12 protein-coding genes are annotated in these 15,265 nt (G+C 42.9%); 4 read left to right on the forward strand and 8 right to left on the reverse strand.

The genetic code is table 11. The annotated features are described in order from the left end of the window. Nucleotides 1–24: 24 nt before the first annotated feature. Nucleotides 25–2,784: an insulinase family protein gene (locus QR722_RS06225; protein WP_286286277.1), complete on the reverse strand. Its 2,760-nt coding sequence runs from the start codon at nucleotides 2,782–2,784 to the stop codon at nucleotides 25–27. 219 nt (nucleotides 2,785–3,003) lie between these two features. On the opposite strand from QR722_RS06225, the gene sixA reads away from it, so the two are divergent. Both sixA and QR722_RS06235 read left to right on the forward strand, forming a co-directional pair. Beyond that, nucleotides 3,004–3,483, forward strand: a complete 480-nt coding sequence (gene sixA, locus QR722_RS06230; RefSeq protein ID WP_286286279.1) for a phosphohistidine phosphatase SixA — start codon at nucleotides 3,004–3,006, stop codon at nucleotides 3,481–3,483. A gap of 123 nt (nucleotides 3,484–3,606) precedes the next feature. After that, the gene (locus QR722_RS06235) at nucleotides 3,607–3,783 is read left to right on the forward strand and encodes a hypothetical protein (protein ID WP_286286281.1); all 177 of its coding nucleotides are present in this window, start codon (nucleotides 3,607–3,609) and stop codon (nucleotides 3,781–3,783) included. Nucleotides 3,784–3,823: 40 nt separating this feature from the next. Here QR722_RS06235 and QR722_RS06240 read toward each other — a convergent pair whose 3' ends face one another. Both QR722_RS06240 and QR722_RS06245 read right to left on the reverse strand, forming a co-directional pair. Continuing rightward, nucleotides 3,824–5,116 carry an HlyC/CorC family transporter gene (locus QR722_RS06240; RefSeq protein WP_286286283.1) on the reverse strand — a complete coding sequence of 431 codons (1,293 nt, stop codon included), beginning with the start codon at nucleotides 5,114–5,116 and terminating at the stop codon, nucleotides 3,824–3,826. Between the two features lie 80 nt (nucleotides 5,117–5,196). Then, nucleotides 5,197–5,985 (reverse strand): cytochrome C assembly family protein, encoded by a 789-nt coding sequence (locus tag QR722_RS06245; protein ID WP_286286285.1) that lies wholly within the window; start codon nucleotides 5,983–5,985, stop codon nucleotides 5,197–5,199. Nucleotides 5,986–6,188: 203 nt separating this feature from the next. Between QR722_RS06245 and ffh the strand changes: the two genes are divergently transcribed. Further along, on the forward strand, nucleotides 6,189–7,565 hold the full coding sequence (gene ffh / locus QR722_RS06250) for a signal recognition particle protein (RefSeq protein ID WP_286286287.1): 1,377 nt from the start codon (nucleotides 6,189–6,191) through the stop codon (nucleotides 7,563–7,565). 149 nt (nucleotides 7,566–7,714) lie between these two features. On the opposite strand, the gene QR722_RS06255 is transcribed toward ffh, so the two are convergent. The 5 genes from QR722_RS06255 to ppiB all read right to left on the reverse strand — a co-directional run bounded on the left by QR722_RS06255 (nucleotide 7,715) and on the right by ppiB (nucleotide 13,660). Continuing rightward, complete coding sequence (locus tag QR722_RS06255) at nucleotides 7,715–8,455, reverse strand: hypothetical protein (RefSeq protein ID WP_286286290.1); 741 nt, start codon at nucleotides 8,453–8,455, stop codon at nucleotides 7,715–7,717. Nucleotides 8,456–8,588: 133 nt separating this feature from the next. Beyond that, nucleotides 8,589–10,472, reverse strand: coding sequence for an alkaline phosphatase family protein (locus QR722_RS06260; protein WP_286286292.1), 1,884 nt, complete (start codon nucleotides 10,470–10,472; stop codon nucleotides 8,589–8,591). 13 nt (nucleotides 10,473–10,485) lie between these two features. Further along, nucleotides 10,486–12,066 (reverse strand): alkaline phosphatase, encoded by a 1,581-nt coding sequence (locus QR722_RS06265; protein WP_286286294.1) that lies wholly within the window; start codon nucleotides 12,064–12,066, stop codon nucleotides 10,486–10,488. Between the two features lie 320 nt (nucleotides 12,067–12,386). Further along, a complete protein-coding gene (lpxH, locus tag QR722_RS06270) occupies nucleotides 12,387–13,121 on the reverse strand; it encodes a UDP-2,3-diacylglucosamine diphosphatase (protein WP_286286296.1) in 735 nt (244 codons plus the stop codon). Between the two features lie 44 nt (nucleotides 13,122–13,165). Beyond that, nucleotides 13,166–13,660: a peptidylprolyl isomerase B gene (ppiB, locus tag QR722_RS06275; protein WP_286286299.1), complete on the reverse strand. Its 495-nt coding sequence runs from the start codon at nucleotides 13,658–13,660 to the stop codon at nucleotides 13,166–13,168. 166 nt (nucleotides 13,661–13,826) lie between these two features. Here ppiB and cysS point away from each other — a divergent pair, with 166 nt between their 5' ends. Next, nucleotides 13,827–15,203, forward strand: a complete 1,377-nt coding sequence (gene cysS / locus QR722_RS06280) for a cysteine--tRNA ligase (protein WP_286286302.1) — start codon at nucleotides 13,827–13,829, stop codon at nucleotides 15,201–15,203. Nucleotides 15,204–15,265 lie beyond the last annotated feature (62 nt).

The raw sequence follows: 15,265 nt of genomic DNA on the forward strand, positions 1-15,265 counted from the left end.
GTTCAAAATCTGTTCTTATTTGGCTTAAATTATAAAATTAGCGTGTTGCTTAAAGCTGCTTAAGTCTTCAATCACACTCCCTTCAAGTGGCGTTTTTGCTTGGTTCTTTCCACTGCAGTACAAAATTAATCGACCAAATTGCTGGCTTTTCTGAATGGCGTTGCAAAATTGGGTTATGTCTTCAAACGTCAAGCTAAGCAATTGTTCGGCTAGATTTTCTTGTTGGTTGAAGTCATGGTCTTGATTGCCGATGGCCATCCACAGTCTTTGGCTCTTGACTGACAAACTAGTGTCGTTATCTTTTATTTGTTTAACGACGCTTGCTTGGACATATTGCCAAATAGGCTCAAGTTCGCTGATCGTACTAAAGTTATCGTTTAAAAATAACTCAATTTCATCGACTAGTATTTTGGAGCTTACTGTTGGAGATTGCACATAAAATGCCATACCAGGATGTTGATTGAGGGGGAGGTAACCGCTACCCGCTAGGTAGCCTAGTTGCTTTTCGTTACGCATATAATTAAAAAACGGAGAGGCGAGTAATTGTTCTGTCAATATAGTCAGAGCAACATCCTTAGTTGATGCAGTAGGAGTCTGGATATACAAAACCACAGCCGCGTCGTCGTGTTGGCTAGACACTTGGTTTAAGTACTTCTGCTGCCCGGTTAAATCAACCACCTCACGTTTAATGTTCGCTGCATTTAGCGACTTACGTTTTAACTGGTTGAGGCGATGAGCATACTCTATTGATTGGGATTCATGCCAATCACCAAACAAAAACACCTCAATAAAATAGTCATCTAGGAGTTTGTATCTAACCTGATTAACATCTTCAATGGTTGCTGTTTCTACGTGTTTCAAAAGTTCTTTAGGTGCATGTGTATAACGTTGTACGATACCTGACAAACGAGTAAATAATCGGTTGATAGGTTTGTTCATTAAACTATTTTGTAGTGCGTTAAGCTGCTTGTTTTTCACTTGCTCAAACATAGGTTGTAAATCAATTGTGGCATGGATCTGCTTAAAAATTTGCACCGACAAGTCCAATTGTTTCTGTGAAAAACCACTGGTATGTAAAGAAAATCCACCTTGGTGAGCATATAAGTGGTAGTGCAGCCCGGCGACGTTAGCTTGGTAAAACTGATCATTAAAATGCTCGACCATTAAGGCTACCCAAAGTCTTTTATAGGCAGAGACTTCAGAGCCTTCGGCGATAGCCTGACAGTCAAAGGAGATAAAACAGTCTCCTTTAGGCTGATTGAATTGCTGGTCTTGTGCAAACCAAACACGCAGGTTTTCAGCTTCAAAGGTTTTGCGCGGGATTGCACTGCAACTTTTTACCACTCCAGTATCGGTTACATCCACGATATATGGGTTCTCAGGGGGCAGCTTTAATTCACTTACAGGTTGAGGCTGAGCTAGTTTTGCTAGGAATTCTGGAGGGATAGCCTTGCTGCGGTAGGGCGTCCCATACCACTTTGCGATTTGGTCCGTTTCTGCTTCAGGGCAAATTAGTTTTATCCGCATATTGTGCGGCAGCATATAGGCTAAACAATCTTTAACCGGATTCGCATCCAGCTTGCTCACCAGAAAGTCACCAGATAGGACTTCCTCTATCGGGTAATGAAACATCTGATTTGATAAATGAATGGCATCATCGATGGATTTACTGGATTCGTGATAATCAAAGGCTAATTGGCCTAGCTTGGCTTTTTCAACTAAACGCCAATTTTCTGACATACCTTGATTGATTAGCTGCAGAAAGTAAAAAAGGGCGTTGAGCAATTTATCTAAGTTTTCCAGACCCAATTCGGTCATCTGTAAATTGACATTGAAATCTTTGAAATTTGAACCGTTAATCCCCCCGCCAGCACTGAGGTTAGTGGCCCAGTTACGCTGTTTATAGAAAGAAAGTAAACTACCTTGGCCTTCGTCGCCAAGTAAATGACTTATCATTTCCAATGGCTTGGTTTGATAAAATGCTTGTACGTCAGGTAATGCAAAACTAAGAATTAAACGTCTGGCCTGTTTGATCGGTTTAATATGGATGGTTATGCCAAGTTGATCGGGTAAATATAATGGTGGCAAGTCAATTAGTGGTTTGTGCCCAGTAAAGTTTATCGGCTGTAGTAGTTTGGCCAGATGAACTTTCATTTCATCAAGGGAATGATTGCTGATTAAACACCACATCATATTAGACGGCAAATAACAGCTTTTGTGCAGCGTTTTAAGTGCCAATTGCAATGTTTTAGGCGCAATGACTCCTAGGGTTTGCGCGTTGCCAACTGAAAATTGACTAAAGGGGTGAGCAGGGTTGCACGTCTCTTTATGCACTTGATAGAGGCGGCGCAAATCATCCTTCACCTTGAGTTTGAATTCTGCATCTATAGCCTGTATTTCGCGCTCAATAATGGCGAGGTCGAATTGTGGCTGAAATAGCAAATCAACAAAGCGCTCAAGACTTTCGAAAAAATGATTAGGAGTAACATCAAAATGAAAATTAGAGTATTCGGTGCCTGTCCATGCATTGATATTACCGCCATGGCTGGCAAGGAACTTATCAAACCCGTTTGCCTCTGGGAAGGCAACACTGCCACCAAATAATACATGCTCTAACAGATGGCTCAAGCCCGGAATATCAGCAGGATCGTCGAAGTGACCGGCATATATACAGGCTGCTGCTGCTGATTTTTTGCAATTTACATCATGTACTAATAATACCTTAGTTCCATTTTCCATGGTAATAGGGCAATAGTTACGGTGATCATTTTTGCTTATTTGCAATGGCAAAGACCTTGGCAATAGGGTGTTATCAAGCATAACTTAATATTGTCATTTTGAAACCTTGAACCGACGAAAAGGGCTGGATTTTTGTTGGATTGCAATATAGATAGGATAAATAGCGAAAATTACTTAAAACTGGAATAAAAACTATAGTTTTTCTCCAGTTACGACTTTACTATAGCTAGGATTTTGATTTGCTTGGGTGTTTTGGTCCATAAAATGTATATTTACATCATGCGTCACGGCGATGCGTTAACTAATTTTAAATTCGATGAGCTTCGTCCGTTGTCGGATTACGGCGTATTTCAGGCCATGCAAGCAGGAAAATGGTTGAAGCAGTTCACCGTAGATCATCACACTGATGTTTCTGTCGGGCTTGTCAGCCCGTTCTTGCGAGCCCTGCAAACTTTCGAACAAGTGAATGAAAGCATTAAGGTTAAATCTACGACAGAGCTAACCGAGTTAATTCCATCAGGCAAGCCCATTGCATTGCATGTGTATCTTGATCAGTTAGCCCAGTCAGATCCTGATTTAAAGGGGGTATTGCTAGTCAGCCATATGCCGCTGGTAAGTTTTCTTCTTGATGAACTCTGCGGACAACATTTGTCCGAGATATTTTCCACTGCATCTATTTTATGCATTGATTATTCAGTTGAGCATGCCAGTGGACAAGTGATAACGCGCTTTATCGCCGATTAAGTTGTCTTTTTGAAATGCTAACTGTGGGGTTATTAGGGCCATAAAGTAATTCATCTCAATCACTTCAGTTTGTCCTTTAGCTTTTGGGCTTTCTTCCGATATAACTATCGAGAGGAGAGGCCTATGTCCAGCAAAAGTTTACCTGCCTATTTACAGCAGGTGTTACAACAACATGTGGAAAAATCAGAATTGACTCATGACAAAGAGCTTGAGGGTATTTATGATCGTTTAAGCTCGCTGAATGAACGTGTAGAAAATATAAAAGCAGAAATTAAGCGTAAGCGCATGGAGCGTCAATGACCAGAGTGCAGGCTGCCGCACCTTGGTCATAATCGATTAACTAGTTTCCGTCGTCATCTGGTGGAACGCTATAATAAGCTGGAAGTATCCGCACTGCCTTAACCATATTGTCTTTAATTTCAATAATTTCAATGGGATAACCAAAAAGTCTGACACTGATGTTGGCATCAGGTATATCTTCAAGATGCTCCAATATCAATCCATTTAATGTCTTAGGACCTTCCGTGGGAAAGTTCCAACCCATTTCTTTATTTAACTCTCGTAAGTTGGCACTTCCATCTACCAATACACTGCCGTCTTGTTGGATATTAACTTCTTTAGAATGAGCAGGGGCGATACTGGTCGTAAAGTCACCAATTATTTCCTCTAGTATATCTTCTAAAGTGACCAATCCTTGAATGTCACCATACTCATCGACCACTAGGCCGATACGCTCTTTGGCTGCTTGAAATTGGTACATCAAAGTATGTAGTGGTGTGGATTCTGGAGTAAAATAAATTTCGCGCACCGCCCGCAGTAGACTGGCTTTGCTGAATTGATCTTTTGATAATAACCGCAGTGCATCACGCATGTGTACAAAGCCGACTGCATCATCAATGGTATCGCGATATAGTAGCACACGAGTATGTTGTGCATTGATCAATTGTTTCTGGATATCCTTCCAATCATCATTAATATCAATGGAGACGATATCGCTGCGCGGTACCATAATATCTTCGGCAGTTACTTTTTCTAAATCTAAAATACCCACTAACATTTCTTGGTGTTTTTGCGGTATTAATGCGCCAGCTTCATGCACGACTGTGCGCAACTCTTCTCGGCTTAGACTTTGGCCGTCACCATCAATCGGCTTAATACGCAAGATGGCCAATATGCCATTAGTGATGCCATTAATTAGATAAACCGCTGGGTATAAGAGGGTTAACAATGGCAGCAATAACATAGAACTGGGGAATGACACTTTCTCAGGATACAATGCAGCTACAGTCTTAGGTGTTACCTCGGCAAATACTAAGATCACGAATGTCAGACCAAAGGTCGCTACCGCCAACCCCCACACATCACCAAATAATCTGATGCCGATGACTGTTGCTATTGCAGAAGCACCTATATTGACTAGGTTATTGCCAATCAGAATTAAACCAATCAAACGGTCCGGACGACTGAGTAATTTCTGAACTCGGATGGCGCCTTTATGTCCTTCATTTTCAAGATGTTTTAGGCGATATCGATTGATCGACATCATGCCCGTTTCTGAACTCGAAAAATATGCGGATAGTAAAATAAGGATGGCGAGCATGATTAATAACGTGCCCGTCGATATATCGTCCAACTAGGTGGTTCCTATAGAGTTACTGAGATCGAAATGTATGTGTTACGGGCCGATCTTTCAAGTTAAATAGCATAAATCTTTTAGTTTAATAGCACTTCGCGCACGAAGCGGCTGCCAAAATACGCGATGGTCAATAATAGTGCACCAATAAGGGTTGCACTTATTACTCGCTTCCCTCGCCAGCCCCAGCGCTGATGACCTAAGGTCGTAACTACAAACACTAACCACGCTAGAATCGATAGGATCGTCTTGTGGGCTTGCTCTTTTGCCAACATATTGTCCAAAAATACAAAACCACTTGCTAGTGATAAGGTAAGTAGAATGGTTCCAGTGAGCAGAAGTTTGAAAAAGATTGTCTCTACCGTCATCAAAGGAGGCAAAGAAGAATGTAAAAACGGTGGGCGTTTATCTTTTAAGCGTCCGCTAATATAAGACAACTGTAATGCGTACAAAACGGCTATAAGTAAGCAGCCATAGGCCAACAAAGCCAAACTAATGTGAATTAGTAGCCCTGGATGTAGCTCAATTTGCATAATATGAATATCAGGAATTAATACACTTAGCAGGACTATTATGGCAGAAAAGCTGAAGACCACTGGCATCAGAATCGCTGTTGCGAATGTAAATGATGCTAAAGTCATGGTAAAGGTGATTAGCCACGCTAGTAAAGACGCAACATTGAGCATACTCATGTTCTGCCCAGGCGTTTGTAAAATACCTTCCCACAACAAATAAAGATGAGCGGTTAGGGCCAAAAATGCAGGAATTGCCATCAGGGTGGGATTTGGCCCTTGGTGATGAAAAAGGCGAGAGCCCACCCAGCCTGCGGCGCAGAGGTAAAAAACAATGCAGACAATTTCGATTAACACGTAACGCTCCGGTACAAAATTTTACTATCTCTATTTCAACTAGTTAAGGGTAGTAATTGGCTTTTGAAAGTTACTGTAGAGTATATCTTGATCCAATTGAAATAGTATCTTTAAAAAAAACTAGCTTGAACATTCTATCAAGGTTCTTATATTACGAGACATTGGGTATAATTGCCGCATTAGCAACAAGGAATTAATTGAATATGTTTGAAAACCTCTCAGAACGTTTAGGTAAAACGCTTCGCGATATCAGCGGTAAAGGCAGATTGACCGAAGACAATATTAAAGACACCTTGCGTGAAGTTAGGATGGCACTGTTAGAAGCCGATGTCGCGCTACCTGTAGTGCGAGACTTTGTTGCTCAGGTTAAAGAGCGAGCCGTTGGTACCGAAGTGACCAAGAGCCTTAAGCCCGGACAAGTCTTCATTAAAATTGTTCAGTCGGAACTTGAAGCTGTTATGGGGGAGGCTAACGAGAAGCTGAATCTTGCGGCTCAACCGCCTGCGGTTATTTTAATGGCTGGTTTGCAAGGTGCAGGTAAAACTACCAGTGTGGGTAAGTTAGCCAAATACCTTAAAGAACGTGAGAAGAAAAAAGTATTAGTGGTCAGTGCCGATGTGTATCGTCCTGCTGCTATTAAGCAATTGCAGACCCTAGCTGAAGACATTGATGTCGGTTTTTTCCCATCTAGCGCGTTGCAGCGTCCAATTGATATTGCCAATGCTGCTATAGAGCACGCCAAGAAACAGTTTTATGATGTGTTATTAGTGGATACCGCCGGTCGACTGCATGTTGATGGCGAAATGATGGAAGAAATCAAAGCCTTGCATCAAGCGGTTAATCCTATTGAAACCTTGTTCGTGGTAGATGCCATGACGGGGCAAGATGCCGCTAATACGGCCAAAGCGTTTAATGAAGCCTTGCCATTAACAGGCGTGATCCTAACCAAAGCTGATGGTGATGCCCGCGGTGGGGCAGCCTTGTCTGTTCGTCACATTACCGGCAAGCCAATCAAATTCATTGGTATGGGTGAAAAGCTTGATGCGTTGGAGCCTTTCCACCCAGAGCGAATTGCCTCGCGAATTTTGGGCATGGGGGATGTGCTTAGCTTAATTGAAGAAGTTGAGCGCAAAGTAGATAAAGACAAAGCGCAAAAACTGGCGGCTAAAGTTCAAAAAGGTAAAGGTTTCGATCTACAGGACTTTAAAGAGCAGCTAGAGCAAATGCGTAATATGGGTGGCATGATGGGGATGATGGATAAGTTACCCGGCATGGGCAATATGACCGCTCAAATTAAAGAAAAAGCTAACGATAAGCAGTTTAATCAAATGGAAGCCATCATCAATTCTATGACGGCAGGTGAGAGACTTCGCCCTGATATCATTAAAGGCGGGCGTAAACGTCGCATTGCAGCCGGCTCTGGTACTCAAATCCAAGACGTTAACCGTCTACTGAAGCAGTTTATGCAAATGCAAAAAATGATGAAGAAGATGTCAGGTGGCGGAATGAAGAAAATGATGCGCAATATGAAAGGCATGATGCCACCAGGTGGTATGGGTGGTATGTTCCCGCCAAGATAAGGTGTCTAAAAACAGATTGTAATCTGTAACAAACCCTAGGTTGCTTACTTATAAGTGGGCGTATTCCTAGGGTTTTTTGTTTTCTACTATCCCACCTGCTTGAGTACATACACATAAAGGGTTTAAACGGGTTTGTCGTAATGATGTAGTCAATGATGCTGATGGTCAGCTCGCAACGGGTTCCCCTTGTCATCGTAGAATCCTGATGCGCCTTTTTCAATAAAGCCTAGGGTCACCATCTTGGTCAAAAATGGATCGGTATGATCGTCGCCAATATCAGCAAAATCAGTAGTTTGATATTGATCCACGCGAGAAAATAACGCCGTTACCGGCTCAGAGGATTGAATTAACTGCTGCAATTGCCAGCGTTCAGTGTGCATGCCTTTTTTTAGTTCATATTTGGTAACCAAAGCAATATCCGGTTTCCAGCTTATGCTCAATTGAGTGTTTTCTGATTTTAGCTGGTAGGTTTCGACCACATCACATCCTTGTCCTGTTTGACTTACTTTAGTCATGCTATTTAACAGATCATCAGAGACCAATTGAAACCGATATGACCAATCCGTCTCTTTTTTACCATGCACACTCTCAGTAGGCGAATATTCGATCGCGCGGTTGTGTGCGTCAAAATAGCGGGTTGGCATAATGCGTGAGTGCGAGGTTAAATACCAAGCTTCAGTTATCTGGCTGGCGGGATATCGATGGGCGACGCGATTTTTTGCGCGCAGCAACGACAATGCCGTTGTAGAGATTATTTTTTGTTGGTGCATATTGGTAATAGTGTAGTCTGCTTGCAAAGGTGAACTTTGCTCTTCACATGTATTAGCCACGGTATCGCTAGAAATAACCAGATAGGCAATAGTAAATACAAACGTAAATATCGATTTCATTATATATCCTCAAAACAGCTCGAAATGCAGTTCACAAACACATTTTTAAGAACAAAGTGTGAACAGGCTAAAGGGGCAGAAAAGTAAAATGGAGGTGAAAATACACCTCCATTAGTTACCATTTTACAATGAATTACTGGGTTGCCTCATTTGCCGCAGACACTAAGTCAGCAGCATAATCGATGATATGGAAAATCATGCTTTGTTCGTTTGTACCATTAACTAAAAACGCACCTGGACCATTGGCATAAATGCCTACATCTTCTCCAGAGTGGGTTTCAGAGCCTAATGGCACCAGTGCTTCTTGATGGAACCCTGGTGCTGTCGTATCAATATTGACAAGATCATGACGGCCAGCATTGTGTTGCAAGTTATAGGTTGCATCGGCGTCGGTTTCCATACCTAAGTCACGCATGCCTAAACCATTGGTATAACCTAAGGTTGTATAGGGCATGTCATCCGCGGCTAGACTTGGCTCAGTCTGACCCACAGCAACCACTTTGCCTAGAATTGGATTACCACGCTTAGGATAACCTGCAATGGTAAATACGTGGCCGTGGTCTGCAGTTACAATGATCAAGGTTTCTTCTGCGTTGGTCATCTGCATTGCTTTTTCGATTGCTGCAGAGAACGCAATCGTATCAGTTAACGCACCGTAGGCACTGCCTGCATGATGTGCATGGTCGATACGGCCAGATTCTACCATTAAGAAAAATCCATCTGCATTATTGTCTAGTACTTGAATGGCTTTTTCTGTCATCTCGGAAAGAGTGGGTTCCCCAGAGATATCGTTAGCGATATCGGCGTTGTATTGCATATGGGATTCATTGAAAAGACCAAATACGTGTTCAGTGGTCTCAGGGTTAATCGCATCGAAGCCGGTTTTGTCATAGACATAACTACCTTGCGGATACCGATCCTGCCACTCAGCCGTCAGATCACGATTGTCGGTACGATCACCTTCAACGCCACTGACGGCATCAGGACTATTGTAGATCGCATCCTTGGGTAAAAAGTGACGACGACCGCCGCCCATAACAACTTCCAATCCATTTACGTCAACCTGACTAAAACGTGCTTCCAAATTACTTTCGAAATTAATCAATTGGTCGGCAATATCTTTACATCCGGCTTCTATCGCAACCGCTGGCATGTCGGAGATATCTTCCCAATTGCGATCTGCAGACTTCGCGTAGGTAGCGGCAGGGGTGGCGTGAGTGATCCGCGCAGTTGAAATGATCCCGGTAGATTTGCCCGCTAACTCGGCCAGTTCTAGCGCCGTTGTTAGCTCGTTACCCGTTACTGTTGCACATTCACCTCGTTCGATATCTTGATCTACACCGATAACTCCTACATCGGTTTTAACACCCGACATCATGGCTGTCATGGTACCAGCTGAATCTGGCGTTTGCGCATCAACATTGTATGTTTTCGCTAAGCCTGCAAACGGGAACTTGTCGAAGCTAAGTTGATGCTCTTCACCATCTTTACCAGCCATTTGGCCTTCAAGAATGCGGGCGGCTGTGACAGTAGATATTCCCATGCCATCGCCTACGAACAGAATAACATTTTTTGCTTTACCTTTGATTCCAGTGACTTTAGCTTGGGTATTGGGTTCTGATTTTGCTGCGGTTGTGCCTGTCGCTTCAAGCCAAGTGTCTTGGGCTTGCTTTACTTCGTTGCTCGCCGCTTTGAACCATGGGTTTTGTAGGGTAGATAGTAACTCTGATGTGGCTAATTCGGTCACACCTGTTGTACAAACATATTCTGTTTGTGTTACTTCTACTGTGTCCAATATACCGTCGGCATTGGCATCTAAGCCTGAATCAATTTGTACACCGCCATTCGGACAATTCATATCGCCTAATTGAAGAGCCGTTTGATTGATTAAGCTATTTACTCCAGCGTTTCCAGCTGCGCCGTTACTACCGTCTTTACCGTCATCACCGTCACATGCAGTCAGTGCAAGTACTAAAGGAATCGCGAATGCTAATTTAGTTCGTTTTAAACTTTTCATTGTCTTTTCCTTCTTATTCTTCGACAAGATCAAGTGCTTGATTGATTAAATGGAAAACCACATTTTGCTCGATAACGCCTTGGACCAACTGCGAACCGGGTCCTACCGCATGCAAAGAAATATCTTCACCGGAGTGTGTTTCTGAGCCTAACGGGATTAGGGCTTCTTGGTGGTAACCTGAAGTGGTGGTATCTAGATTGGTTATATCTTGTCGACCCGCAACCGCCGTTGATGCATAAGATGCGTCTGCATCGGTTTCTGCTCCTAAGTCGCGAAAACCAAGACCGTTTGCATATCCAAGGGTGGTGTAAGGCATGTCATCACCAGCTAGAGCAGGTGAGTCACCGCCAACATTGACGACTTTTCCAAGTATGGGATTACCGCGTTTAGGGTAGCCAGCGATCGTAAACACGTGACCATGGTCAGCTGTCACTATGATCAAGGTGTCTTCCTGATTTGTCATACTAACGGCTTTCTCAACTGCTTTAGCCATTTCAATAGAGTCAGTCAATGCATTATATGCACTACCAGCATGATGGCCATGGTCTATTCGGCCTGACTCGACCATCAGGAAAAAGCCTTTGTTATTGTTATCTAACAATTGAATGGCTTTTTCGGTCATTTGTGTAAGAGAAGGCTCTCCTGCAACATCATTGGCCCGGTCTGCTTCATATTGCATATGAGATTCATTGAACAAGCCAAAAATGCGTTCAGCTGATTCAGCGTCGATAGCGTCGAAACCAGCTTGGTCCATTACATAGTTCCCGGTAGGATATTGCTCTTTCCACTCAGCGGTTAGATCACGTGAATCTGTGCGATCACCTTCTACTTCGCTGATAGCATCTGCGCTATTGAAAGCGGCATCTTTGGGTAGGAAATGGCGGCGTCCACCACCCATGACTACTTCTAATCCATTTACATCTACACCAGTGTAGCGGGCTTCTAAATTGGTTTCGAAATTGACGAGTTGGGAGGCGATATCTTCACAACCTGCGGCTTCAGTTTCAGGCATGTCGGAAATGTCTTCCCAGTTGCGATCTGCTGATTTGGCATAGGTTGCCGCTGGCGTGGCGTGTGTAATACGTGCGGTGGAAATAATACCTGTCGATAGCCCTTTGATTTCAGCTAATTCAAGGGCCGTAACCACTTCATTACCCTGCATAGTGCTGCACTTACCGCGTTCAATATCTTCGTCTACACCAATAACGCCAACATCTGTTTTCAAACCAGACATCATCGCTGTCATCGTACCTGCAGAATCTGGGGTTTGTGCGTCCACATTATAGGTTTTTACCAGAGCGGTATAAGGAAAAGATTCAAAACTTAATAAACCTTCTTCACCTGGGTTACCCTCTAATTGCCCCTTTAAAATACGTGATGCAGTAAGAGTCGAAACCCCCATACCATCACCAACAAACAATATTACATTTTTGGCTTTAAACTGATTATTGGTCGCTAATTTTGCGGCGAGCTTTGCTTGAGCATCGCTGTACCAGTCACTTTCTGTTTGATAGTTGGGTAGCGCATCAGCATAAAGCGCAGTTGAGACAGCCATCGATAGTGCGCTGGCTGCAGCAATCCAGTTGAGTTTCATGTCATTTTCCTATGAGTTGTCAGAGCAAGACGCAATGTAATTGCACCTAATACGTTTTATTAAGTGTTGGTGCTGCGAGACAACACAAACGCTAAAGAGGTTAGATTAGATATATGACACAAACCTGACGTTTTATTTACAAAGCTGTGGCGAATTTATGAATGAAATATGTCGCTGATATTACAGTTGATATAATTTACCGTCGGATTAGGCTGGTAATTTGGCAAGGATGTCGTTGTTTGTAGCGGAAACACTAGGGGAAGAAAGGATTAGTCCTATGCAATGGTGGCTAACGAATAGAGCAAATGAGTAATTTGTATTTAGGCTTGAAATTGCGCACTGATCAACTCTAATGATTGAGTCGACACTTTTAACATACTGCCTTGATCGTACCAATCACCCAATACTATCCTTTGGGCAGGCTGCCCATCTACACTTAATTCATGGATTGCGGGCCGATGTGTATGGCCGTGGATCATTCTTTTGACGTCAAACCTTTCCATTATCTTAACCACTTCAGATGCGCTGACATCCATGATCTCCATGGTTAACTGACGCTGATTTTGCTGACTCTTTTTGCGACCATTCTCAGCAATTTTACGTCGCGTAGCTAAGGGTAAAGACAACACTAACCTAGGCCACCACCATCCACGGGCTTTTTTACGAAATTTTTGGTAAGCAATATCTTGGGTACACAATTCATCGCCATGACAGATTAGTGTTGGTGTACCATAAAGATCTATTACGGTCTGCTCAGGCAGAAGCGTCATACCGGCGCGTTGGGCAAATTTTTGTCTGATCAAAAAGTCACGATTGCCATGAATAAAATAAATGGGTACGCCTTTTTGCGATAGCTCCCGAAACATATTACCAATATGCTCATTGAAAGCACTGCGGTCATCATCCCCTAACCAATATTCGAACAAATCACCCAATACATAAAGCGCATCAGCTGTTGGGGCTTGATGTTGTAAAAACTGGCTTAAACAACGGGTAATATCCGGCCGCTCAGCACTGAGATGTAAATCGGAAATAAAGAAGGTATGTGTTGTCATGAGTACTTAATAGGGCTGAATGTATTCAGCCCTTTATGCTGGCTTTATTCGGTAATTTCAGCTTTTTGGATAATCACATCTTCAACTGGTACATCGTCATGCATACCATTGCGACTCGTTTTAACCGCTTTGATTTTATTAACAACGTCCATGCCATCAGTCACTTCAGCAAAAACACAGTAACCCCAACCATCTGCAGATTCACTGCGGAAATTTAGGAAACTGTTATCGCTCACATTAATAAAAAATTGCGCAGTAGCTGAATGAGGTGCGTTTGTGCGAGCCATAGCAAGTGTGCCAGTCGTGTTAGCAACACCATTGTTGGCTTCATTTTGAATTGACTCTTTTGGTTCTTTTTGTTCCATGCCAGGTTCAAAACCACCGCCTTGGATCATGAAACCGTCAATTACTCGGTGGAAAATGGTGTTGTCATAAAAGCCGTCTTTCACATAGTTTAAAAAATTCTCTACTGTTTTAGGCGCTTTGTCTGCAAAAAGTGCGATAGTGATCACACCATAATTTGTATGTAGTTTTACCATTTATAAGTCCTGTTGATTTGAATTAATCAAATTGTCGCTAAAATTTCAATGGGGCATAGTGTATCGCATATTTAACTAATCTGAAAATATCCACTGCACAGGTTTATGTAGATTGATCTCAGTGCTAGAATCGCCGCTCTCAACTCTACTAATGGAAATGTGACATATGCAACAAATATACAATACCCTGACTCGTAAAAAAGAGCCATTCAAGCCTTTGGTTGCTGGAAAAGTGGGGTTATATGTATGTGGCATAACTGTATATGATGTATGTCACATGGGACACGCGCGTACTTATCTGAGTTTCGATTTAATGGTGCGCTATTTGCGCCATAAAGGCTTGGAGGTTAATTATGTGCGTAACATTACTGATGTTGACGACAAAATAATCCAGCGGGCCAATCAAAATGGTGAAACGGCCGAGCAATTGACTCAACGTACCATTGCCATGATGCACGAAGACTTCGCGGCAATTAACCTGTTGGAGCCTGATATCGAACCGCGGGTGACTACTCATATGCCAGAAATCATTGATGTGATTGAACGGCTGATTGCCAAAGGCAATGCTTATCAAGCGCCAAGCGGAGATGTTTTGTTTGACGTTAGTACTTATGAAGCATACGGCAGGTTAAGTAAGCAGGATTTGGATCAGCTTAACTCTGGTGAACGTGTTGAAGTATCCAGTGACAAAGATGATCCACTGGATTTCGTATTGTGGAAATCAGCTAAGCCTAATGAGCCTTACTGGCAATCTCCTTGGGGTGACGGTCGTCCGGGCTGGCATATAGAATGTTCGGCGATGAACCACAAGCATTTAGGCACCCACTTTGATATACATGGTGGTGGTTCTGACTTGATTTTCCCTCATCATGAAAATGAAGTGGCGCAGTCATGCTGTGCATTCGATACCCCATACGTGAACTATTGGGTACACACCGGCATGGTGCAAGTAGATCAAGAAAAAATGTCTAAGTCGTTAGGCAATTTCTTCACCCTAAGAGATGTGTTAAAGGATTATGATCCCGAAACGTTGCGATATTTTCTGATGTCGGCTCATTATCGCAGTCAGCTAAGCTACTCAGAAGATAACATTAAACAAGCCAAGGCGGCTTTGGAACGGCTCTACACTGCACTAAGGGATGTGTCGCCTAATCTTAATGTGGATTTAAACCAAGGGGATTATTTAGCACGGTTTGAAGCTGCGATGGATGATGATTTTAATACACCGGAAGCCTTTGCCGTCCTGTTTGATTTAGCCAAAGAAATAAACAAAGCAAGTGGTCAAACTGCAGCGGATTTGTCTGGATTGCTGGTTAAATTAGGTGGCATCTTGGGTATTTTACAATTATCTCCTAATCAATATCTTCAAGGTGGAGCAGGGGATGAGGATGAAGTGGCAAAAATTGAGGCACTGATCAAAGCCCGCAATGATGCTCGAGCGAGTAAAGACTGGGCTGCGGCTGATGCCGCCCGTGATGGACTGAACGCGTTGGGTGTTGTTTTAGAAGATGGCCCTAAGGGTACTGTCTGGCGAAAAGGTTAGTTTAAGTCGAATAATCATTAATAAAGGGATGCTCAGTCATCCCTTTATTTTTTCGGTGGTGT

This window comes from Aliiglaciecola sp. LCG003, from assembly GCF_030316135.1.
Taxonomy (GTDB): Bacteria; Pseudomonadota; Gammaproteobacteria; order Enterobacterales; family Alteromonadaceae; genus Aliiglaciecola.